Below are 21,918 nucleotides of genomic sequence, written 5' to 3'. Positions count from 1 at the left end.
TGCGGGCTTGCCCGCGATGGCGACAATCAGCCTTGAACCAATCTACCGGCCAGCCCCCCTGGCCGGTTTCAACACCAGCCACAACGCCACGGCAATCAACATTCCGCCATAGATATGCGCCATCGACAACGGCTCATCGAGCAACAACGCCCCCCACAACACCCCGAACGGCGGGATCATGAAGGTCACCGTCATCGACTTCACCGGCCCGACTGAAGTCAGCAGGCGGAAGTAAATGATGTACGCGAAAGCCGTGCACCCCAGGCCCAATCCCAGCAGTGATAACCAGACATTCCAGCCGCCCCAGCTCACCGGTGGCTGGGTGATCACGCTGTAGCCGAACAGCGGCAACAGAAACAAGGTCGCCCCGAGCATGCTACCCAGCGCCGACAGACGGCTGTCGAGGCCGCCGGCCTGATCCAGCCAGCGCCGCGCGAGAAACCCGGCGAAACCATAGCAGGTGGTGGCGAGCAGGCAGGCGAGGGCGCCCATCAGCAATTGCAGGTCGAACGCCACCGGCCCGGCACGGGTCAGGATGCCGACGCCGAACAGACCGAGAAACACTCCGCCCAATTTCGCCGGAGTGAGTTTTTCACTGAAGAACAGCCCGCCGATCAGCACGCCCATCAACGGCGTGGTGGCATTGAAAATCGCCGAGTAGCCCGCCGGCAGCACCTGGGCTGCAACCGAATAGAGGGTCGCCGGAATGCCGGAGTTGATCACCCCGAGCAGCATCACCGTCTTGAGTTTGCCCTTGAAATCCCAGCTGATGCGCATCAGTCCCAGAATCACCAACAGCCCGGCGGCGGCGATCGACACCCGCAAGAACCCGGTGGGCACGGTGCCGATGACCGGGGCGATGATGCGCATGAACAGAAAGCTCGCACCCCAAATGGCCGCCAACGACAGCATGCGAAAAATATCGACGGGGTTCACGGCACGTTCCTTCCTTGATTGGCGCGCAAGTGTCGCGCCAGTCGGGGCACAAGGCAATGGTTGCGTTGCGTAACAAAGGGCCACTAAGCTCAGGCTCCAATGACAAGAACAGCCGCCGAGGTTTTACCTATGCCGCAGCAATGGCCAGCCGCCGACATCGCCCGAATGATCCTCGATGGCTTTGACGATTACCGCGAGCATTTCCGCCAGATCACCGACGGCGCACGCGCGCGATTCGAACAGGCGCTGTGGCAGGAAACGCAATCGGCGTCGGCCGCGCGGATCAATCTCTACGAAGACAAAGTCGGTGAGACGGTGGAGCGCCTGCGCGCCTCTTTCCAGATCGATGCGTTGATGGACGTCAGCTGCTGGCCGCTGGTCAAGAGCGCCTACATCAGCCTGATCGACCTGCGCTTCGACGATGAACTGTCCGAGACCTGGTACAACTCGATCTTCTGCGGGCTGTTCAGCCATGACCTGATCAGCGACGGGTGCATGTTCATCCACACCACCCGGCCGAGCCTGCGCCGGGCCCGTGCTGCGCAAACGCGCACCTACAAGCCCCAAGGCAAGCTGTCCGGCATGCTCGCGAGCATTTTTGCCGACTACAGCTTCAGTGAAGCTTACGCCGATCTTCCAGGAGACCTGCGCCGCCTCGAGGCGCAGTTGCGCGAGAACCTGCCGGACTGGGTCTGCAAGGACCCTGAACTGAGCGTCGAACTGTTTTCCTCGGTGCTGTACCGCAACAAGGGCGCCTACCTGGTGGGGCGCATCTACACCCGGGACGAGCAATGGCCGCTGGTGATACCGCTGCTGCACCGCGAAGGTCGCGGGATCCAGATCGATGCGCTGATCACCGACGAAGCCGATGTGTCGATCATTTTCTCGTTCACCCGCTCGTATTTCATGGTGGACGTGCCGGTGCCGGCGGAGTTTATCGGCTTCCTCAAGCGTATCCTGCCAGGCAAGCACATCGCCGAGCTGTACACCTCGATTGGCTTCTACAAGCATGGCAAATCCGAATTTTACCGGGCGCTGATCAATCACCTGGCCAACACCGACGACCAGTTCATCATGGCCCCCGGCGTGCGCGGCATGGTGATGAGCGTGTTCACCCTGCCGGGCTTCAACACGGTGTTCAAGATCATCAAGGACCGCTTCTCGCCGTCGAAGAACGTCGACCGTGCCACGGTGATCGAGAAGTATCGTCTGGTGAAGAGCGTCGACCGGGTAGGGCGCATGGCCGACACCCAGGAGTTCGCCGATTTTCGTTTTCCGTTGAGCAAGTTCGACCCGGCGTGCCTGGAGGAATTGCTTGAAGTGGCGGCCTCCACGGTGTCGGTGGAAGGCGACACGGTGTTGATCCGCCACTGCTGGACCGAACGCCGGATGACCCCGCTCAATCTGTACCTGGAAAACGCCAATGACGACCAGGTCCGCGAAGCGCTGGAGGACTACGGCCTGGCGATCAAGCAACTGGCGGCGGCGAACATCTTCCCTGGCGACATGCTGCTGAAGAACTTCGGCGTCACCCGTCACGGTCGCGTGGTGTTCTACGACTATGACGAGATCTGCTTCCTGACCGAAGCCAACTTCCGCCACATCCCGCAACCGCGTACGCCTGAAGATGAAATGGCCTCCGAGCCGTGGTATTCGATCGGGCCGCTGGATGTGTTCCCTGAAGAGTTTCCGCCTTTCCTGTTTGCCGACTCGGGGCAGAGAAAGCTGTTTGACCAGTTGCACGGGGAGTTGTACAACGCCGATTACTGGAAAAGCCTGCAGCAAGCCATTCGCGCCGGCAAAATCATTGATGTGTTCCCGTATCGGCGCAGGGGTCTCGATAACGAATAACGCCACAACCCTGTAGGCGCTGCCGAAGGCTGCGATCTTTGGATTTTGTTGCTCAAAAGCACCGACAAAATCAGGATCAAAAGATCGCAGCCTTCGGCAGCGCCTACGCATGCACCGCTTTGAACATCCGCAATCCATAGTAAATCTGCGACAATCGGCCCCCTGCGCCACTAGACGACCTTTGCGTACCTGATGACTGACGAATCGCCCTCCATCGACAAACTGCTGAAAAACCTCGATCACGCCATGCTCGCCGACCGCCACCGGCTGCGTCGGCAGCTGCTTGAACTGCGCAAGAAGCCAGACGAGGCCAAGCTCGCCCAGTGGGTGACGCGCATGCAGGCATCCTGCGACCAGGTGCTGGCGCGGCGTGCCAGTCTGCCGGTAGTGCGTTACGACGACAGCCTGCCGATCGCCGCCAAGCGCGATGAAATCAAGGCGGCGCTGCTCAAGCATCAGGTCCTGATCATCGCGGGCGAGACCGGCTCGGGCAAAACCACCCAGTTGCCGAAGATCTGCCTGGAAATCGGCCGCGGCCAGCATGGGCTGATCGGCCATACGCAACCCCGTCGGATCGCTGCGCGCAGCGTGGCGAGCCGGGTGGCTGAAGAACTGGGCACGCCGCTGGGCGCGCTGGTCGGTTATCAGGTGCGGTTCGAAGATCAAAGCGATTCCAATACGCTCATCAAGCTGATGACCGACGGCATCCTGCTGGCGGAAACCCAGAACGACCGCTACCTCGAACGCTACGACACGATCATTGTCGACGAAGCCCACGAACGCAGCCTCAACATCGACTTCCTGCTGGGTTACCTCAAAACCCTGCTGCCCCGCCGTCCGGACCTCAAGGTCATCATCACGTCGGCCACCATCGATCTGGAGCGTTTCTCCAAGCATTTCGATGATGCGCCGATCGTTGAAGTCTCGGGTCGCACCTTCCCGGTGGAAACCTGGTACCGCCCGCTGACCCTGGAGCAGGACGAAGAGGGTAATCGCGTCGAAGATGACTTGACCGTGGATCAGGCGATCCTCGCCGCCCTCGACGAAGTCGCCGCGTTCGAGCGTAGCGAGCGTAAAAGTCCCGGGGATGTGTTGGTGTTCCTGCCCGGCGAGCGGGAAATCCGCGACGCCGCCGACATGCTGCGCAAGGCCCAACTCAAGCACACTGAAATCCTGCCACTGTATGCACGGCTGTCACCGGCCGAACAGCAGCGCATTTTCCAGTCGCACCCGGGGCGCCGGGTGGTGCTGGCTACCAACGTCGCGGAAACCTCGCTGACAGTGCCCGGCATCCGCTACGTGATCGACAGCGGCACCGCGCGCATCAGCCGCTACAGCTATCGGGCCAAGGTCCAGCGCCTGCCCATCGAAGCCATTTCCCAGGCCAGCGCCAACCAGCGTAAAGGCCGTTGCGGTCGCGTCGAACCGGGCATTTGCATCCGCCTGTACAGCGAAGAGGATTTCATCGGGCGCCCGGAATTCACCGACCCGGAAATCCTGCGTACCAACCTCGCGGCCGTGATCCTGCAGATGCTGCACCTGCGCTTGGGCGAGATCACCGATTTTCCGTTTATCGAACCGCCCGATGGCAAGGCCATCAGCGACGGTTTTAACCTGCTGCAAGAGCTCTCGGCGGTCGATCGCAACAGCCAGCTGACACCGCTCGGTCGCCAGCTGGCGCGGCTGCCCGTAGACCCGCGCATGGGCCGCATGCTGCTGGAAGCGGCCAAGCTGGGCAGCCTGCAGGAAGTACTGATCGTCGCCAGTGCCATGTCGATCCAGGACCCGCGCGAGCGTCCACCCGAACGCCAGCAGGCTGCCGATCAGGCCCACGCGCAGTGGAAAGACGTGGACTCGGATTTCGCCGGGCTGGTCAATCTGTGGCGTGGTTTCGAGGAGCAGCGCCAGGCGCTGACCGCGAGCCCCTTGCGTAACTGGTGCCGCAAGAATTTTCTGAATTACCTGCGCCTGCGCGAATGGCGCGACTACCATCGCCAGCTGAGCCTGATCTGCCGCGACATGCAGTTGAGCCTCAATAAAGAGCCGGCCGATTACCCGAAGCTGCACAAGGCCGTGCTGTCCGGGTTGCTCAGCCAGATCGGCCAGAAGACCGACGAAGGCGATTACCTTGGCGCGCGGCAGCGACGGTTCTGGATTCATCCATCGTCGGGCCTGGGCAAGAAACGTCCGCAATGGCTGATGACCGCCGAACTGGTGGAAACCACCAAGCTCTATGCGCGCATGGTCGCCAAGATCGACTCCGACTGGATCGAGCCGCTGGCCGGGCACCTGATCAAGAAAAACCACTTTGAACCGCATTGGGAGAAAAAGCGCGGACAGGTGGTGGCTTTCGAGCAAATCACCCTGTTCGGGCTGATCGTGGTCGGTCGCCGACCGGTGCACTATGGTCCGATCGATCCGGTGGTGTCGCGCGAGCTGTTCATCCGCGAAGGCCTGGTGCGCGGCGAGATCCAGTCCAAAGCCAAATGCCTGTCGGCCAATGCGCAGTTGCTGGAACAGCTCGACGAGCTGGAAGCCAAGGCCCGTCGTCGCGACATTCTGGCCGACGAAGAAACCCTGTTTGCATTCTACGATGCGCGGTTGCCGGCGGAGATTCACCAGACCGCGACTTTCGACAGCTGGTATCGCGTCAACAGCCAGAAAGATCCGCAGTTGCTGATCATGCGCGAGGAAGACGTGCTGGCCAGGGAGGCCAGCGAAGTCACCGCACTCCATTACCCGGACACCCTGCACATTGGCGATCTGGAACTGGCCCTCAGTTACCATTTCGAACCGAACCATCCCCGGGACGGCGTGACCCTGCGGGTGCCAGCACCCTTGTTGCCGATGCTGCCACCGGAGCGCCTGGAATGGCTGGTGCCTGGCGTGATCGAGGCCAAGTGCATCGCCCTGGTGCGCAACCTGCCCAAGGCCCTGCGCAAGAACTTTGTCCCGGTGCCGGACTTCGTCAAGGCCGCCCTGCAGCGCATGACCTTCGCCGAGGGCTCGTTGCCCCAGGCACTGGGTCGCGAATTGCTGCGCATGACTGGCGCGCGGGTCAGTGACGAAGCCTGGGTCGAAGCCGCGCAGCAGGTCGACAGTCATCTGCGCATGAACCTGGAAATCGTCGATGGCCAGGGCAAGTTCCTCGGCGAGGGTCGTGATCTGGCCGAGCTCACTGCGCGTTTTGCCGAGGCCAGCCAGGCCGCGCTGGCCGTGCCGCAAACCGCCAAAAGCCAGCAGCCGGTAGAGGCAAAGGTGTTTGCCGCAGTGGCGGAGAAAACCCAACAGAAGATCGCCGGCCTTTCGATGACGGTGTACCCGGCGTTGGTGGAGGAGGCCGGCACGGTCAAGGAAGGGCGTTTCTCGACCCCGGCCGAAGCCGAGTTCCAGCATCGTCGCGCGCTGCAGCGCCTGCTGATGCAGCAACTGGCGGAGCCGGCCAAATTCCTCCGTGGCAAGTTGCCGGGGCTGACCGAACTGGGGTTGATGTACCGCGACATGGGGCGCATCGACAGTCTGGTGGAAGACATCCTGTTGGCCAGCCTCGACAGTTGCATTCTCGAGGGCGAAGACCCGCTGCCCCGCGATGGCGCCGCACTCGCGGCATTGGCCGAGCGCAAACGCGGAGCCTGGACCGAACACGCCGAGCGCCTGGCCCGGTTGACCCTGGACATTCTCAAGCTCTGGCATGGTCTGCAGAAGCGCTTCAAGGGCAAGATCGACCTGGCGCAAGCCGTGGCCCTGAACGACATCAAGCAACAGCTCGGCAACCTGGTGTATCCGGGCTTTGTGCGTGAAACACCGATGCAGTGGCTCAAGGAGTTGCCGCGTTATCTGAAAGCCATCGAGCAGCGCTTCGAGAAACTGGGCGCCCAGGTGCAGAAGGATCGGGTCTGGAGTGGTGAACTGTCCGGCCTGTGGGCTCAGTACCAGACCCGGGCGAACAAGCACGCCCAGGAAGGCAAGCGCGATCCGCAGCTGGAGTTGTATCGCTGGTGGCTGGAGGAATACCGGGTTTCGCTGTTTGCCCAGCAGTTGGGCACCAAGGTGCCGATCTCGGACAAGCGCCTGAGCAAGCAGTGGTCCCAGGTCGAGCCGTAGCCCCGGCAGCTCCTGCATGGGGCCGCCGAAGGCGATCTTTTGATCTTCCAGTGTCGCGACAAAAATCAAAAGATCGCAGCCTGCGGCAGCTCCTACGTTGGGGCCGCGTAAAATCGTTGGGTCGTGCAATATAGGGCGAAAACCCGGTGTTTATGGCAAACTTCGCGCCTATAAACGCCGGCCCTGCGGTTTTGAGCCTTCGCGGCTACAGGCGGACCGGAATAAAGCGATGCCAGGTTTGCGTTCCACGGACGGGAATGAACCCTTTGTGTGTTGGTACGTCGGTGCCAATGCTTTCTGCCTGAACAGATTAGAGAAACGACCATGCATAATGTCGTCATCAGTGGCACCGGCCTGTACACCCCGGCCAACAGCATTTCCAACGAAGAGCTGGTGCAGTCTTTCAATGCTTACGTCGCGCAGTTCAACGCCGACAACGCCGATGCCATCGCCCGCGGCGAAGTCGAAGCCTTGACCGAGTCCAGTGCCGCATTTATCGAAAAAGCCTCCGGCATCAAGAGCCGGTTTGTCATGGACAAGGATGGCATCCTCGATCCGCAGCGCATGGCGCCGCGCCTGCCGGAGCGTTCGAATGACGAGTGGTCGGTGCTGTGCCAGATGGCCATGGGTGCTGCCGAGCAGGCCCTGCAACGCGCCGGCAAGACCGCGGCAGACATCGACGGCGTGATCGTCGCCTGTTCCAACCTGCAACGTGCCTACCCGGCCATTGCCATCGAAGTCCAGGAAGCGCTGGGTATCCAGGGGTTCGGCTTCGACATGAACGTGGCCTGTTCTTCGGCGACCTTCGGCATTCAGGCGGCAGCCAACAGCGTACAACTGGGCCAGGCCCGGGCCATCCTGATGGTTAACCCGGAAGTCTGCACCGGCCACCTCAATTTCCGTGATCGTGACAGCCACTTCATCTTTGGTGACGCGGCCACAGCGGTGATCATCGAACGTGCCGACCTCGCGACTTCCCAATACCAGTTTGACGTCGTCAGCACCAAGTTGCTGACCAAGTTCTCCAACAACATCCGCAATAACTTCGGCTTCCTCAACCGCGCGGCGGAAGAGGGCATTGGTGCCAGGGACAAACTGTTCGTGCAGGAAGGCCGCAAGGTATTCCGCGATGTCTGCCCGATGGTGGCCGAGCTGATCGCCACTCACCTGGAAGAAAACCAGTTGAACGTGGCTGACGTGAAGCGCTTCTGGCTGCACCAGGCCAACCTCAGCATGAACCACCTGATCGTGAAGAAGCTGCTGGGCCGTGAGGCGACGGAAGAGGAAGCACCGGTGATTCTGGACACCTATGCCAACACCAGCTCGGCGGGTTCGGTGATTGCGTTTCACAAGAACCAGGATGACCTGGCGGCGGGCTCGCTGGCAGTGCTCAGCTCGTTCGGTGCGGGTTACTCGATTGGCAGCGTGATACTGCGCAAGCGCTAAACGCCCACACCTGTAGGCGCGAGCTTGCTCGCGATGGTCGTCAACGATACCGCGGGGAGCCTGGCACCCCGCGGCGTCCTCACCACCATCGCGAGCAAGCCCGCTCCTGCAGTGGGGCAGGGGAATGCGCGAGCGCAAAAAAACCCGCTATGCACTATCGGACAGATGATGGGGACCGATAGCGCAAGCGGGTTTGGAAAGGCGACTCAGGCATCCCTGCCCGAGCCGGACAGCGGGGTTATCAGAACTTGGCTTCAGCATCCAGTTGCAGGGTGTTGATTTTCGAGTCGCGCAAAGTGGCGTTGGTATAGTCGGATTTCGCCATCAGGTAAGTCGCGCCGAGGGAGAAGTTCTTGTCCAGCTCGTAGCTCACTTTCAACTTGCTGCCGCGCGAACCGGTGAAACCGTTAGCGAAGTCAGAGTCGGTGAAGGCGCCAACCACGGCGTTACGCTGTACGTCGCGATAGTTGTAGTCCAGGCCGAAGCCGTAGACCTTGGTCTTCACACCCGCCAGCCAGCCCATGTCCTGGTCGTTGCTGGCATCCTGGTTATTGACCACCTGACCGTACAGCGACAGCGGCATCGCCAGGCCACCGATGTCCAGCTGACCAAAGCCTTCGTACAGTTTGAACTGCTCGTTCGGGGTGTTGCCGTTGGTGGCCAGTACCGATGGGATGCTGGTGCCGCCGGCGGTGATGTCGTCGTCGTTGTCGTAGCCGTAGATGCTGCCGCCCAGGGTCAGCTTCAGGTTGTCGGTGAGGGCAAAACGCGCGCCCAACTGGCCTGCGTAAAGGCGCAGGTCGTGCTTGAATTGCACGCCTTCACCGTCGACGTTGTCCTTGAGGGTGTAGTGACCGGCGCTGCCGAACAGTTCGGTGCTCGCGCCCAACGGGTATTTGTAAGTGACGGCCAGGCCTTCGGGGCTGATATCGCTATCCCAGATGATGTCGCCCATGCTTACCCATTGCTGCGGCATCTTGCCGCCAACGATGTGCAGGTTCTTGATCGCATCGGGGTGGTAGTCGACGTAACCCTGATCCAGCCAGATCGATTTCTTGTCGAAGTAGTTGTCCAGGCTCTGGTTGGTGGAGCGCGCGTCGTCGTTGTTACCGGTAGCGATACGGATACCGGTGTCGACTTGCGGGTTGATCTCGGTGTAGGCACCCAGGCGGGCACGAACACGCTGGCGATCGGAGTCGCGGTTGTTGGAAACGCCATCATTCTTGATGGTTTCCTGGCGGAACCGCACATCACCCTTGAACTGGGTCTTCGCCGCCCAGGCCAGTTTCTGGTCGAAAGTACTGAGTGCGTCTGTTTTCTTCGCGGTGGCCGCGATCTGCTCGTTGGTCTCTTGCTGAGCCTGACGGGCAATCTGCTGGTCTTTCTGATCCCTGGCCAGCTCGGCTTGCAGTTCGCTGTATTGCGCGTTGGTAATCGAGCCGTTTGCCTTGAGCATGTCGAGCAGTTTGGCGTCGACTGCGGCACTGGCCGGAACGCTCATGGCCAGCAAAAGACCGCCACACAGGGCCGCCGCAGTTTTCGTGGAAGCAAGACGCATATCAATCTCCGAAGATGAGAGTGGATGACTGAGCCATCCAGGACACAACCGACCTTTGATGGACGGAAAACAGTGGCCGGGTAGAACCCGACGCTCTAAAAACAGGCGCCAGTATCGCGATCGTTTATGACAGAGCAGTGGCAAAGTGATGGCGTTGCGATGACGATACGAATTCAACTGGAAGACCCCGTCCAGAGCACTGCGGTCGGATAGGTCGTGTAGGTTGCGTCGCGATAAGCGATACTCGCGAAGCTTTCACGCATTCAGGTGAAGAGGAATTTATGCCGCTGCAGCGACTGGAAAATCTGTCCGACATTGCCCCGCGCACCTGGGATGCCCTGGTGCCGGAGGCCCAGCCGTTTTTGCGCCATGCCTTTCTCAGTGCCCTGGAAGACAGCGCCAGCATCGGCCCGCATTCGGGTTGGCAAGCCGAGCATCTGTTGCACGTCGAGGGTGACCGGCTGATCGCCGCGCTCCCCAGTTACCGCAAGTGGCACTCCTACGGCGAATATGTGTTCGATCACGCCTGGGCGGATGCCTGCGCACGGGCGGGCATCGACTATTACCCCAAGCTGTTGACAGCGGTGCCGTTCAGCCCGGTCAGCGGGCCGCGACTGCTGGCGGCCAGCGTGGAGGACGGCTTTGAATTGCTGCAGAGCCTGCCGGGTTACCTGGAAATCGAAGGCCTTTCCAGCGCCCACATCAACTTTACCGATCCCTTTACCGACGCCGCTCTGGCCCAGCAACCGGGCTGGCTGCAGCGAATCGGCTGTCAGTACCACTGGCAGAATCGCGGTTATCGGGACTTCCAGGATTTCCTCGACGCCCTGAGTTCACGCAAACGCAAACAGATGCGCAAGGAACGCGAGCAGGTCGCGGGGCAGGGCATCGAGTTCGAGTGGCTGGAAGGTCGGCAGCTGAGCGAGGCACAGTGGGATTTTGTCTATGCCTGCTACGCCAACACGTACGCGGTACGGCGCCAGGCGCCTTACCTGACGCGGGCGTTTTTCAGCCTGCTGGCCGAGCGCATGCCCGAGTCAATTCGGGTGGTCCTGGCAAAACAAGGTGCACGCCCGGTGGCAATGGCTTTCAGCCTGGTGGGCGGCGGTAGTTTTTACGGGCGCTACTGGGGCTGCCTGGCGGAATTTGACCGCCTGCACTTTGAGACCTGTTTTTACCAGGGGATGGATTACGCCATCGCCAATGGTTTTCAGCGCTTCGACGCTGGCGCCCAGGGCGAGCACAAGCTGATCCGCGGCTTTGAACCGGTGATCACTCATTCATGGCACTACTTGCGCCATCCCGGGCTGAAGGCTGCGGTCAAAGACTTCCTGCAACAGGAGCGTCTGGGCGTGCTGGCTTACGCCGAGGAAGCGAGGACCGCCCTGCCTTATCGACAGGAATGATCCTCGCCCCCGGTCTCAGCTGTCTTCCTTGCCCAGCCAGCGGTATGTCACCCCGCCGACCACCGCGCCGAGCAACGGCGCGACCCAGAACATCCACAGCTGTGCGATCGCCCAGCCGCCCACCAGCAGTGCCGGGCCGGTACTGCGGGCCGGGTTGACTGAGGTATTGGTCACCGGGATCGAGATCAGGTGGATCAGCGTCAGGGCCAGGCCGATGGCGATCGGTGCCAGTCCTGCCGGCGCGCGCTTGTCGGTGGCACCGAGGATGATCAGCACGAACATCGCCGTCATCACCAGTTCGCAGACGAAGCCTGCTGCCATCGAGTACTTGCCGGGAGAGTGTTCGCCGTAGCCGTTGGAGGCCAGCCCCGTCGACAGATCGAACCCTTCCTTGCCGCTGGCAATGTAGTAGATCAACCCTGCAGCAATAATGGCGCCGATCACCTGGGCGATGATGTAGGCCGGCAATTCCCGGGCAGGGAATCGACCGCCGACGCACAAACCGACCGAAACGGCCGGGTTCAGATGACAACCGGAGATATGGCCAATGGCAAAGGCCATGGTCAGTACCGTGAGGCCAAACGCCAGGGCCACACCCAGTACCCCGATTCCAAGCGGAGAAGACGCGGCCAGGACCGCACTGCCGCAACCCCCCAACACCAGCCAGAACGTACCGAACAACTCAGTAACTGAACGTTTGAACAGAGACATGAGAGCGTCCTTGATAGGCTTGCTATCGAGACTGCATCGCGTGATGCATCCTGCAGATTTACGACAGGTTCGTCTCCAGAACCTTGGCTGAGTACAGCAGGGTTTTTGTGGAATGCCAGCGCCGAAAAAAAACCGCCAGGGCCCGTGGTCTGAGGCCTGTGGCGGTTTGACAGGGTAAAGGAACCCCTGTGGGAACATTCAACTCAGTCGATTCCGACGAACCCACCCGTCTGGTGCTGCCACAACCGCGCATACAATCCGCCATGGGCGAGCAGTTCGCAATGGCTGCCGGTTTCGGCGATCCTGCCGTTTTCCAGGACTACCAGGCGGTCCATCCGCGCAATGGTCGAAAGCCGGTGGGCGATGGCGATCACGGTCTTGCCCTGCATCAGGGTTTCCAGGCTTTCCTGGATCGCGGCTTCGACTTCCGAGTCCAGGGCCGAGGTGGCTTCGTCCATGATCAGGATCGGTGCGTCCTTGAGCAGCACCCGGGCAATGGCGATCCGCTGGCGCTGGCCGCCGGAGAGTTTCACCCCGCGCTCGCCCACATGGGCATCAAAGCCGGTACGACCTTCAGAGTCCGACAGCAGCGGGATGAATTCATCGGCGCGGGCCTTGCGCACCGCTTCCCAGAGTTCAGCATCGGTGGCGTCAGGTTTGCCGTAGAGCAGGTTGTCGCGAATCGAACGGTGCAGCAGCGAAGTGTCCTGGGTGATCATGCCGATGCACTCGCGCAGGCTTTCCTGGCCGACTTCGGCGATGTTCTGGCCGTCGATGAGGATGCGCCCGCCTTGCACGTCATACAGGCGCAACAGCAGGTTGACCAGGGTCGACTTGCCGGCGCCGGATGGCCCGATCAGGCCGATCTTTTCCCCCGGCTTGATGGTCAGGTTGAGGTCGCCGATGATCCCGCTTTTCTTGCCGTAGTGAAAATCGACGTGCTCGAACCGCACCTCGCCATGCGGCACGGTCAGCGGCTTGGCCTGGTCGCGGTCGGTGACGCTGACCGGTTGCGCGATGGTCTGCAGACCGTCCTGGACCATGCCGATATTTTCAAAGATGCCGTTGACCACCCACATGATCCAGCCGGACATGTTGACGATGCGGATCACCAGGCCGGTCGCGAGGGCAATGGCGCCCACCGAGATCAGCGACTGGGTCCACAACCACAGCGCCAGGCCGGTGGTGCCGACGATCAGCAGGCCGTTCATGCTGGTGATGACCACGTCCATGCTGGTGACCACGCGCCCGGCGAGCTGGGCCTTTACCGTTTGTTCCTCGATGGCCTCCTTGGCGTATTGCTGTTCGAAGTTGGTGTGGGCGAACAGCTTCAGCGTGGTGATGTTGGTATAGCCGTCAACGATGCGCCCCATGAGTTTGGAACGGGCATCAGAGGACACCACCGAACGTTCTTTGACCCGCGGCACGAAGTAGCAGAGCGCGCCAATGTAGGCCGCGATCCACGTCAGCAAGGGAATCATCAGGCGCCAGTCGGCTTCGGCAAACAGCACCAGGGAACTGATCGCATAGATCAGCACATGCCACAGCGCGTCCACCGCTTGCACGGCTGAATCGCGCAGGGAGTTGCCGGTCTGCATGATGCGTTGAGCGATGCGGCCGGCGAAGTCGTTCTGGAAGAAATTCAGGCTCTGCTTGAGCACATAGCTGTGGTTCTGCCACCGGATCAGGCTGGTCATGCCAGGGCTGAGGGTCTGGTGCACCAGCAAGTCATGCAGGCCGACGAAAATCGGCCGCAAGACCAGGGCGACCACCGCCATCCAGGCCAGCTCGATGCCGTGCTCCTGGAAAAAATTGACGTTGGGTGTGCCTTGGGTCAGGTCGATGATGCGGCTCAGGTAACTGAATAGCGCCACTTCGATCAGTGCACCGATCAGGCCGACAATCAACAGGGCGGCGAAACTCGGCCAGACCTGCTTGAGGTAATAGGTGTAGAAGGGGAGAACCCGATCTGGCGGAGCCGCTGTCGGAGCATCGCGAAAAATGTCGATCAGTTGTTCAAAACGGCGATAAAGCATCGGTTCTCCGCCCGCGCACGGGCTCTCCTTTGACAGTGCGGACGGCGCCCTGATGAGCGCCGCCCGGTACTTTCCTGCAGCTTAGTCGATGCGCTTGGCCGACTTGATGAACACAGGATCGGCAGGCACGTCTTTCATGCCGCCGCGCATGGTGGTCGGCGAGTTGACGATGATGTCGACCACGTCCATGCCCTTGACGACTTTACCGAACACCGCATAGCCGTCGCCCTGGTCGAGGAAATCGTTGTCCTTGACGTTGATGAAGAACTGGCTGGTGGCAGAGTCCGGTGCCGAGGTACGGGCCATGGACAGGGTGCCGCGCACGTTGACCAGGCCGTTCTTGTGCTCGTTCTTGATGGGCGCCTTGGTGTCTTTCTGCTGCATCTGTTGAGTGAACCCGCCGCCCTGGACCATGAAGCCGGGAATCACGCGGTGGAAGATCGTGTTGTTGTAGAAGCCGCTGTCGACGTACTCAAGGAAGTTCTTGGTACTGATCGGCGCCTTGACCGGGTCCAGTTCGATCTCGATCTGGCCATTGGTGGTTTCCAGCAGCACGTGCGGCGCCTTGGCAGGCGTGGCGGCCATCAGGTTGGCGGCAAACAGAACGGTGCCGGCGGCGAGGGCGATTTTTTTCAGCATGGGTCAGTGATCCTGAGTGTGGTGGTGTCGACTGCGGTGAGAAACTCGAGCAGGGTTTGATTGAAATGTTCGGGCTGGTCAAGCGGGGTGGCGTGGCGCGAATCGGCAATCACTACCAACCGCGCATCAGGCAGCAGTTTTACATAGTTTTCTTTCAACGCGACCGGGGTGTAGTCACGGTCGGCGCTGATGATCAGCGTTGGACAGGAGACTCTGGAGAGTCGTTCCTGAACGCCCCAGCCGACGATGGCATCGAAGCTGGCGAGATAAGCATGTTTGTCGTTTGTTGCCCAGCGCAGGGCCATCTTCTCACGCAGGTTTGCCTGCTCCGGCTTGGGAAACAGTTTGGCGCCCAGGGCTTTGCCGATGGTGCCCAGGCTCAACGCGCGCATCAGGCTCCAGCGCTTGAACCACTGCCAGTAATCGTCTCGGCTGCGCAGCTTGACCTCTGGTGCGCTGTTGACGATGCACAGGCTTTTGAGCAGCTGCGGCTGGTCCACGGCCAACTGGAAACCGATCATGCCGCCCATCGACAGGCCGACGTAATGCACGGGGCCAAGATTCAAATGCTCGATCAGCGCGACCAGGTCGGCGCTGAACCCGGCGATGCTGTAGCGCTCCCGGGGTTTTTCGGAACGGCCGTGGCCGCGGATGTCCGGGACAATCACCCGGTAGCGGGCTGATAGCGCCGGGATCTGCATTTCCCAGTCCAGAGTGCTCGAACCGAGGCCATGGACCAGCAGCAACGGGGTGCCGTGGCCATATTCCTCATAGTGCAGGTTGCATCCTTCATGTTCGAAATAGGCCATGCAGTCACTCCATGTCAGGCTTGTTCAGGGGCCGCGAAGGGCGCATCCAGCGGCGCGGTGTCGAAGGTACGCAGCAGGTCGATGAGGATCTGCGTCGCCGGGCCCAGGGGTTTGTCCTTGTTCGAATACAGGTAAAAGCTCGGATTACGACTGCCACCCTGATCCAACGGTAGCAGCTTGAGTGAACCTTCCTTCAATTCGCGTTCGATCATGTGTCGGGGCAACCAGGCAAAACCCAGGCCGCTGCTGACAAAAGTGGCGGCGGTGGCCAGGCTGCCTACCGTCCAGCGCTGCTCCGCCCCCAGCCAGCCGACATCCCGCGGCTGCTGGCGGCCGGAATCGCGAATCACCACCTGCATCTGGCTTTCCAGGTCCTGAAAGCTCAATTCACGGTTCAGGCGATGCAACGAATGATCGGGGTGAGCCACGGCGACAAATTCGACGTCGCTCAATTCCGCCCCCAGGTAGCCGGGAATGCTGAAACCGGTGATGGCCAGGTCGGCAACCCCTTCCAGCAATACTTCCTCGACGCCGGACAGCACCTCTTCGCGCAGCCGCACCCTGCAGCCACGACTTTGCGGCATGAATGCGGTCAGGGCGCGCACCAGGCGGGCACTCGGGTAGGCGGCATCAACCACCAGGCGCACTTCCGCTTCCCAGCCCTGTTCCATGTGGTGGGCCAGGTCTTCCAGCTGGCTGGCCTGTTTAACCAACTGCCGGGAGCGGCGCAGCAGCACGCCGCCGGCCTCCGTCAGCACGGCCTTGCGACCATCAATACGGAGCAGCGGCACGCCGAGCTGGTCCTGCATACGCGCCACGGTGTAGCTGACAGACGATTGCGAGCGATGCAGCGCCTCGGCGGCCTGGGCGAAACCGCCGTGATCGACCACGGCCTGCAACGTTCGCCATTGATCAAGGGTCACGCGGGGCGCTTTCATGTTGGGCTCCTGTTGTCCTAAGCTGGCAGCACTTATTGGAGACTGCCGAATGAAAAAATTCTGTTATCTGGTGCTGGCGATGTTGCCACTGACTGCGTTTGCCTATCCGATCGACGTCACCAAGCAGCTCAATGGCATGAGCATCGACTACGATGCCACTGATACCGATAGCGACATTGCCTCCATCCAGGTCAACAACTACGGCACTGTCGATGCAACCTGCAAGGTGGTCTTCACCAATGGCCCGGAAGCGCCGCGCACTCGCAAGATCGAGGTGCCCGCCGGGAAGCACAGCTTCGCCACCGCCAAATTCACCCGTACCATTATCAAGATGCGCATCAACCTGACTTGCTCCCCCAAATAGCATCGTCTGGGAAACTCCTGTGGGAGCGAGCCAGCTTGCGATGGCGATCCGTCTGTAGACACTGCATCAACAGATACACCGTTAACGGGGGCAGGCTCGCTCCCACAGGCGCATGCCCTGAGGTTATAAACGAATTTATTGATTGGTTGTAGCAGTTATTTGCGCTTTTTCATCGATATGGTTCTGTTTAACCTTCACTCCATCGCCTTACAGCATTCTCAGATGGAGCTTACAAACCATGTCACGCGTCCTGATCATCGAAAGCAGCGCTCGTCAGCAAGATTCGGTTTCCCGCCAACTGACCCAAACCTTTATTAGCCAGTGGCAAGCCGCGCACCCGGCCGACCAGATCACCGTCCGTGACCTCGCCGTGAATCCGGTACCGCACCTGGACAGCACGTTGCTGGGTGGCTGGATGAAGCCGGCTGACCAGCGCAATGACAGCGAACATGCCGCGCTGGAGCGTTCCAACCAGCTGACCGACGAGTTACTGGCTGCCGACGTTCTGGTGATGGCTGCGCCGATGTACAACTTCGCCATTCCAAGCACGCTTAAAGCCTGGCTGGACCATGTGCTGCGTGCCGGCGTGACGTTCAAATACACTGAGACCGGCCCTCAGGGCCTGCTCAGCGGCAAGCGCGCCTACGTGCTGACCGCACGCGGCGGTATCTACGCCGGCGGCCCGGCGGATCACCAGGAACCGTACCTGCGCCAGGTGATGGGGTTCATTGGCATCAACGATGTGACCTTCATCCACGCCGAAGGCATGAACCTGGGGGGTGACTTTCAGGAGAAGGGCCTGAATCAGGCGAAAGCCAAGCTGGCCCAGGTTGCTTGATATGTTAATCGTCAGATAATCGCTGGATGTTCTAGTGACCTGGCGTGACCCCTTCAAGGCTTTTACGCGCATCGAACCTCCCTTTGCACTTCTGCTCCTGAGTGCTGCCGCCCGATTGAACGCTTTAGCGAGATCGGGCTTTTTTTTGCCTTGAGGTTTTGGGTTTGTGGTGAGGGCTACCTGCGGCCGTTGATTTCTCGGTAGGAGCTGTCGAGAGAAACGAGGCTGCAATCTTCTGATCTTGCTTCGGATACATATCCATCACCCAGAAAGGGATATGCACACGCACTCAACATCGCGATAACCGAAAAAAACCGCTATCGTCGCCGCCATTCAAAACGAGGCGACCCATGGGCTATCTACTTTTCGTCACCCTGATCCAGGCGTTTTCCTTCAGCCTGATCGGCGAATACCTCGCCGGACACGTCGACAGCTACTTCGCCGTACTGGTACGTGTAATGCTCGCCGGCCTGGTCTTCATCCCCCTGACCCGCTGGCGCTCGGTTGAACCCGCATTCATGCGCGGCATGCTACTGATCGGCGCCCTGCAGTTCGGCGTCACCTACGTCTGCCTGTACCTCAGCTTCAGGGTCCTGACCGTGCCCGAAGTGCTGCTGTTCACCATCCTCACGCCACTGCACGTGACCTTGATCGAAGACGCACTGAACCGCCGCTTCAACCCCTGGGCCCTGGTCGCTGCACTGGTAGCCGTGCTTGGCGCCGCAGTCATTCGTTATGACCGCATCAACCCGGACTTCTTCATGGGCTTCCTGCTGCTGCAGTTGGCGAACTTCACCTACGCCGCCGGGCAAGTGCTTTACAAACACCTGGTCGCCAAACACCCCAGCGACCTGCCGCACTATCGGCGTTTCGGTTACTTCTACCTGGGCGGATTTGCCGTGGCACTGCCCGCGTTCCTGCTGTTCGGCAAAGCCGACTTCCTGCCCGAAGCGCCGCTGCAATGGGGGGTGCTGGTATTCCTCGGGCTGGTCTCGACCGCGCTCGGCTTGTACTGGTGGAACAAGGGCGCGTGTATGGTCAACGGCGGGACGCTGGCGGTGATGAACAACCTGCACGTGCCAGTGGGGCTGCTGCTCAACCTGCTGATCTGGAACCAGCATGAAGAGCTGGGACGGCTGCTCTTTGGCGGCATGGTGATTCTGGCAGCAGTGTGGATCAGTCGGCTGGGTATCAGGCCAGACCCGAAACGGGTGTAGGAGCTGCCGAAGGCTGCGATCTTTGGATGTTGAAGATCAAAAGATCGCAGGCTGCGCCAACGCCTACATCACGTGTTTCTCCGGTTCTGGAACCGCACTCGCGCCCAGCACAGCCGGCAACAACCCCGCGCGCAAATCCCCGCCACTGGGCTGCTGATAAAGACTCAAGCCAAACTCCGGCAGCACCGCCAGCAGATAATCGAAGATATCGCCCTGGATCCGCTCATAATCAGCCCACACCGTGGTGCGGGTGAAGCAGTAGATCTCCAGCGGAATGCCCTGGGCAGTGGTTTGCATCTGGCGAACCATGCAGGTCATGTTCGGCTGGACCTCCGGGTGGCTCTTCAGATACGCCAGGGCATAGGCGCGGAACGTGCCGATGTTGGTCATCCGCCGCCGGTTGGCCGACATCGCCGCGACGTTGCCCTGGGCTTCGTTCCAGGCCTTGAGTTCAGCCTGCTTGCGACTGATGTAGTCGGTCAGCAGATGCACCTGGGACAGCTTCAACTCCTCGTCATCGCGCAGAAAGCGCACGCCACTGGCGTCGATGTACAGGCTGCGCTTGATCCGTCTTCCGCCGGACTGCTGCATGCCGCGCCAGTTCTTGAATGACTCGGACATCAGGCGCCAGGTCGGGATCGACACGATGGTCTTGTCGAAATTCTGCACCTTGACCGTGTGCAGCGTGATGTCGACCACATCACCATCGGCACCCACCTGCGGCATTTCGATCCAGTCGCCCACCCGCAGCATGTCGTTGCTGGTCAGTTGCACGCTGGCGACAAATGACAGCAGGGTGTCCTTGTAGACCAGCAGAATCACCGCCGACATGGCGCCGAGACCCGACAGCAGCAACAACGGCGAACGGTCAATCAGGGTGGCGACGATGATGATGGCGCCAAACACGTACAGCACCATTTTCGTCAGTTGCACGTAGCCTTTGATCGACCGGGTGCGGGCGTGCTCGGTGCGCGCATAGATGTCCAGCAAGGCGCTGAGCAGGGCACTGATGGCCAGCAGCAGGAAAAGAATGGTGAAGGCCAGTGCGACGTTGCCAAGGAAGACCAGGCTGGTCTTGCTCAGCTCGGGCACCAGGTGCAGGCCGAACTGGATGACCAGCGACGGCGTCATCTGGGCCAGGCGATGGAAGACCTTGTTGTGCCGCAGGTCATTCATCCAGTGCATGGCGGGCTGACGCCCGAGCAGTTTGGCGGCGTGCAGGATCAGGTAGCGCGCCACTCGTCCGAGGACCAGGGCAACCACCAGCAACACCACCAGCGCCAGGCTGGAGTGCAGGAGCGGGTGCTGATCGAGCGCACCCCAGAGGTCTTGGACGTTGAGCCAGAGCTGTTTGATATCCATAAGCTAAAACGGTTCTTCTGTAAGACGCGACGGGTCGATTAGAGCATTTAAGACGCTTTATATTGCGACTGGAGACAAACAAGGCAACAAAAAGCCACTGATTAGCGCCGTTTGTATAAAGAAACTCGGCCTCGGCGCCCGAAACCGGTAACCTATGCAGCTGTTTTTTTGTATTTCTTCGAGGTAGCACCCGTGTTTTCCCAATTCGCCCTGCACGAACGCCTGCTCAAAGCCGTGGCCGAGCTAAAATTTGTCGAGCCAACGCCTGTGCAAGCAGCGGCTATTCCGCTGGCGCTCCAAGGGCGTGACCTGCGGGTGACTGCGCAAACCGGTAGCGGCAAAACCGCTGCTTTCGTTTTGCCGATCCTCAACCGTCTGATCGGCCCGGCTAAAGTCCGCGTCAGCATCAAGACCCTGATCCTGCTGCCGACCCGCGAGCTGGCCCAGCAGACCATCAAGGAAGTCGAGCGCTTTGCCCAGTTCACGTTCATCAAGTCCGGCCTGATCACAGGCGGTGAGGACTTCAAGGTCCAGGCCGCCATGTTGCGCAAGGTGCCGGACATCCTGATCGGTACGCCGGGCCGGATGATCGAGCAACTCAACGCCGGCAACCTCGACTTGAAAGAAGTCGAAGTGCTGGTGCTCGACGAAGCCGACCGTATGCTCGACATGGGCTTTGCCGAGGACGTCCAGCGTCTGGTGAAGGAGTGCACCAACCGCCAGCAGACCATGCTGTTCTCCGCGACCACCGGTGGTTCGGGCCTGCGCGAAATGGTCGCCGCGGTGCTGGACAACCCTGAGCACCTGCAGCTCAACAACGTCAGCGACCTGAACGCGACCACCCGTCAGCAGATCATCACCGCTGACCACAACCAGCACAAAGAACAGATCGTCAACTGGCTGCTGGCCAACGAGACCTACCAGAAGGCCATCGTGTTCACCAACACCCGCGCCATGGCTGACCGCATCTACGGCCGCCTGGTGGCGCAAGACTACAAAGCGTTCGTGTTGCACGGCGACAAGGACCAGAAAGACCGCAAACTGGCCATCGACCGCTTGAAGCAGGGCGGCGTGAAGATCCTGGTTGCCACCGACGTGGCCGCTCGCGGCCTGGATGTCGACGGCCTGGACCTGGTGATCAACTTCGACATGCCCCGCAGCGGCGACGAATACGTGCACCGTATCGGTCGTACTGGGCGTGCCGGTAACGATGGCCTGGCGATCTCGCTGATCTGCCACGGCGACTGGAACCTGATGTCGAGCGTCGAGCGCTACCTCAAGCAGAGCTTCGAGCGCCGTACCATCAAGGAAGTCAAAGGCACCTACGGCGGACCGAAGAAGGTCAAGGCTTCAGGCAAGGCTGTTGGCGTGAAGAAGAAAAAGGTCGACGCCAAGGGCGACAAGAAGAAGACCGGCGCCAAGGCCCCGACCAAGCGCAAGATCGCCAACCGCCCGAAGACCGACGCCCTGTCGCTGGTGAGCAAGGACGGCATGGCGCCGCTCAAGCGCCGCAAGCCGGAAGCGCCGGCCGCTGAGTAAGCGGTTCCAGCGCCACAAGAAAAACCCGGATTCGTGTCCGGGTTTAATGAGATGGTCAGCCTGACCGAGAAGCCCTGCAGGTTTACGCTTGCAGGGCTTTTCTCGTTTTCGGCGGAGGATCTCTCATGAATACGATGACGCTTCTCGGTATCGACATTGGCAAA

16 protein-coding genes are annotated in these 21,918 nt (G+C 60.6%); 8 read left to right on the top strand and 8 right to left on the bottom strand.

Features of this window, described 5'->3' with window-relative positions; all coding sequences use genetic code 11:
* Window positions 1-42: 42 nt before the first annotated feature.
* Window positions 43-936, bottom strand: a complete 894-nt coding sequence (locus EQV97_RS06135) for a DMT family transporter (protein WP_122837870.1) — start codon at window positions 934-936, stop codon at window positions 43-45.
* 129 nt (window positions 937-1,065) lie between these two features.
* On the opposite strand from EQV97_RS06135, the gene aceK reads away from it, so the two are divergent.
* From aceK to EQV97_RS06120, 3 genes are all read left to right on the top strand, one after another.
* The gene (gene aceK / locus EQV97_RS06130; protein ID WP_122837871.1) at window positions 1,066-2,787 is read left to right on the top strand and encodes a bifunctional isocitrate dehydrogenase kinase/phosphatase; all 1,722 of its coding nucleotides are present in this window, start codon (window positions 1,066-1,068) and stop codon (window positions 2,785-2,787) included.
* Between the two features lie 192 nt (window positions 2,788-2,979).
* Window positions 2,980-6,891, top strand: a complete 3,912-nt coding sequence (gene hrpA, locus EQV97_RS06125) for an ATP-dependent RNA helicase HrpA (protein WP_240888686.1) — start codon at window positions 2,980-2,982, stop codon at window positions 6,889-6,891.
* Between the two features lie 324 nt (window positions 6,892-7,215).
* Window positions 7,216-8,337 carry a beta-ketoacyl-ACP synthase III gene (locus EQV97_RS06120; protein WP_122837873.1) on the top strand — a complete coding sequence of 374 codons (1,122 nt, stop codon included), beginning with the start codon at window positions 7,216-7,218 and terminating at the stop codon, window positions 8,335-8,337.
* 241 nt (window positions 8,338-8,578) lie between these two features.
* Here EQV97_RS06120 and EQV97_RS06115 read toward each other — a convergent pair whose 3' ends face one another.
* Entirely contained in the window at window positions 8,579-9,895 is a 1,317-nt protein-coding gene (locus tag EQV97_RS06115) for a putative porin (RefSeq protein WP_122837875.1), read from the bottom strand.
* Window positions 9,896-10,176: 281 nt separating this feature from the next.
* Between EQV97_RS06115 and EQV97_RS06110 the strand changes: the two genes are divergently transcribed.
* Complete coding sequence (locus EQV97_RS06110; protein WP_122837876.1) at window positions 10,177-11,301, top strand: GNAT family N-acetyltransferase; 1,125 nt, start codon at window positions 10,177-10,179, stop codon at window positions 11,299-11,301.
* A 15-nt stretch (window positions 11,302-11,316) separates the two neighbouring features.
* Here the strand turns inward: EQV97_RS06110 and aqpZ are convergent, their stop codons facing one another.
* From aqpZ to EQV97_RS06085, 5 genes are all read right to left on the bottom strand, one after another.
* A complete protein-coding gene (gene aqpZ / locus EQV97_RS06105) occupies window positions 11,317-12,012 on the bottom strand; it encodes an aquaporin Z (RefSeq protein ID WP_122837877.1) in 696 nt (231 codons plus the stop codon).
* Between the two features lie 203 nt (window positions 12,013-12,215).
* A complete protein-coding gene (locus tag EQV97_RS06100; RefSeq protein ID WP_225569040.1) occupies window positions 12,216-14,048 on the bottom strand; it encodes an ABC transporter ATP-binding protein in 1,833 nt (610 codons plus the stop codon).
* A gap of 81 nt (window positions 14,049-14,129) precedes the next feature.
* Window positions 14,130-14,687, bottom strand: a complete 558-nt coding sequence (locus tag EQV97_RS06095) for a peptidylprolyl isomerase (protein ID WP_122837879.1) — start codon at window positions 14,685-14,687, stop codon at window positions 14,130-14,132.
* Window positions 14,681-15,496 (bottom strand): alpha/beta hydrolase, encoded by an 816-nt coding sequence (locus EQV97_RS06090; RefSeq protein ID WP_045058711.1) that lies wholly within the window; start codon window positions 15,494-15,496, stop codon window positions 14,681-14,683. The genes EQV97_RS06095 and EQV97_RS06090 overlap by 7 nt, the downstream gene beginning before the upstream one ends.
* 14 nt (window positions 15,497-15,510) lie before the next feature.
* Window positions 15,511-16,434 (bottom strand): LysR family transcriptional regulator, encoded by a 924-nt coding sequence (locus tag EQV97_RS06085; protein ID WP_122837880.1) that lies wholly within the window; start codon window positions 16,432-16,434, stop codon window positions 15,511-15,513.
* A gap of 49 nt (window positions 16,435-16,483) precedes the next feature.
* On the opposite strand from EQV97_RS06085, the gene EQV97_RS06080 reads away from it, so the two are divergent.
* The 3 genes from EQV97_RS06080 (at window position 16,484) to EQV97_RS06070 (ending at window position 18,853) form a co-directional block, all read left to right on the top strand.
* Window positions 16,484-16,798 carry a 3-phosphoglycerate kinase gene (locus EQV97_RS06080; protein WP_122837881.1) on the top strand — a complete coding sequence of 105 codons (315 nt, stop codon included), beginning with the start codon at window positions 16,484-16,486 and terminating at the stop codon, window positions 16,796-16,798.
* Window positions 16,799-17,036: 238 nt separating this feature from the next.
* A complete protein-coding gene (locus tag EQV97_RS06075) occupies window positions 17,037-17,636 on the top strand; it encodes an FMN-dependent NADH-azoreductase (RefSeq protein ID WP_045058708.1) in 600 nt (199 codons plus the stop codon).
* A 350-nt stretch (window positions 17,637-17,986) separates the two neighbouring features.
* On the top strand, window positions 17,987-18,853 hold the full coding sequence (locus EQV97_RS06070) for a carboxylate/amino acid/amine transporter (RefSeq protein WP_122837882.1): 867 nt from the start codon (window positions 17,987-17,989) through the stop codon (window positions 18,851-18,853).
* Window positions 18,854-18,916: 63 nt separating this feature from the next.
* Here the strand turns inward: EQV97_RS06070 and EQV97_RS06065 are convergent, their stop codons facing one another.
* Complete coding sequence (locus EQV97_RS06065; protein ID WP_122837883.1) at window positions 18,917-20,215, bottom strand: mechanosensitive ion channel family protein; 1,299 nt, start codon at window positions 20,213-20,215, stop codon at window positions 18,917-18,919.
* Window positions 20,216-20,407: 192 nt separating this feature from the next.
* Between EQV97_RS06065 and EQV97_RS06060 the strand changes: the two genes are divergently transcribed.
* The gene (locus EQV97_RS06060) at window positions 20,408-21,754 is read left to right on the top strand and encodes a DEAD/DEAH box helicase (protein WP_240888685.1); all 1,347 of its coding nucleotides are present in this window, start codon (window positions 20,408-20,410) and stop codon (window positions 21,752-21,754) included.
* The last annotated feature ends 164 nt before the right edge of the window (window positions 21,755-21,918 follow it).

Source organism: Pseudomonas sp. TMW22090, from assembly GCF_022496665.1.
GTDB classification, from domain to species: Bacteria; Pseudomonadota; Gammaproteobacteria; order Pseudomonadales; family Pseudomonadaceae; genus Aquipseudomonas; species Aquipseudomonas gregormendelii.
This window is presented reverse-complemented; position numbering and strand designations above follow the sequence as displayed.

Excerpts from the sequence above, each read along its gene's own strand:
- hrpA (WP_240888686.1), top strand. The coding sequence starts at position 2,980 with ATGACTGACGAATCGCCCTCCATCGACAAACTGCTGAAAAACCTCGAT.
- EQV97_RS06075 (WP_045058708.1), top strand. The coding sequence starts at position 17,037 with ATGTCACGCGTCCTGATCATCGAAAGCAGCGCTCGTCAGCAAGATTCG.
- EQV97_RS06065 (WP_122837883.1), bottom strand. The coding sequence starts at position 20,215 with ATGGATATCAAACAGCTCTGGCTCAACGTCCAAGACCTCTGGGGTGCG.
- EQV97_RS06095 (WP_122837879.1), bottom strand. The coding sequence starts at position 14,687 with ATGCTGAAAAAAATCGCCCTCGCCGCCGGCACCGTTCTGTTTGCCGCC.
- EQV97_RS06085 (WP_122837880.1), bottom strand. The coding sequence starts at position 16,434 with ATGAAAGCGCCCCGCGTGACCCTTGATCAATGGCGAACGTTGCAGGCC.
- EQV97_RS06100 (WP_225569040.1), bottom strand. The coding sequence starts at position 14,048 with ATGCTTTATCGCCGTTTTGAACAACTGATCGACATTTTTCGCGATGCT.
- EQV97_RS06080 (WP_122837881.1), top strand. The coding sequence starts at position 16,484 with ATGAAAAAATTCTGTTATCTGGTGCTGGCGATGTTGCCACTGACTGCG.
- aqpZ (WP_122837877.1), bottom strand. The coding sequence starts at position 12,012 with ATGTCTCTGTTCAAACGTTCAGTTACTGAGTTGTTCGGTACGTTCTGG.
- EQV97_RS06090 (WP_045058711.1), bottom strand. The coding sequence starts at position 15,496 with ATGGCCTATTTCGAACATGAAGGATGCAACCTGCACTATGAGGAATAT.
- aceK (WP_122837871.1), top strand. The coding sequence starts at position 1,066 with ATGCCGCAGCAATGGCCAGCCGCCGACATCGCCCGAATGATCCTCGAT.
- EQV97_RS06115 (WP_122837875.1), bottom strand. The coding sequence starts at position 9,895 with ATGCGTCTTGCTTCCACGAAAACTGCGGCGGCCCTGTGTGGCGGTCTT.
- EQV97_RS06070 (WP_122837882.1), top strand. The coding sequence starts at position 17,987 with ATGGGCTATCTACTTTTCGTCACCCTGATCCAGGCGTTTTCCTTCAGC.
- EQV97_RS06120 (WP_122837873.1), top strand. The coding sequence starts at position 7,216 with ATGCATAATGTCGTCATCAGTGGCACCGGCCTGTACACCCCGGCCAAC.
- EQV97_RS06110 (WP_122837876.1), top strand. The coding sequence starts at position 10,177 with ATGCCGCTGCAGCGACTGGAAAATCTGTCCGACATTGCCCCGCGCACC.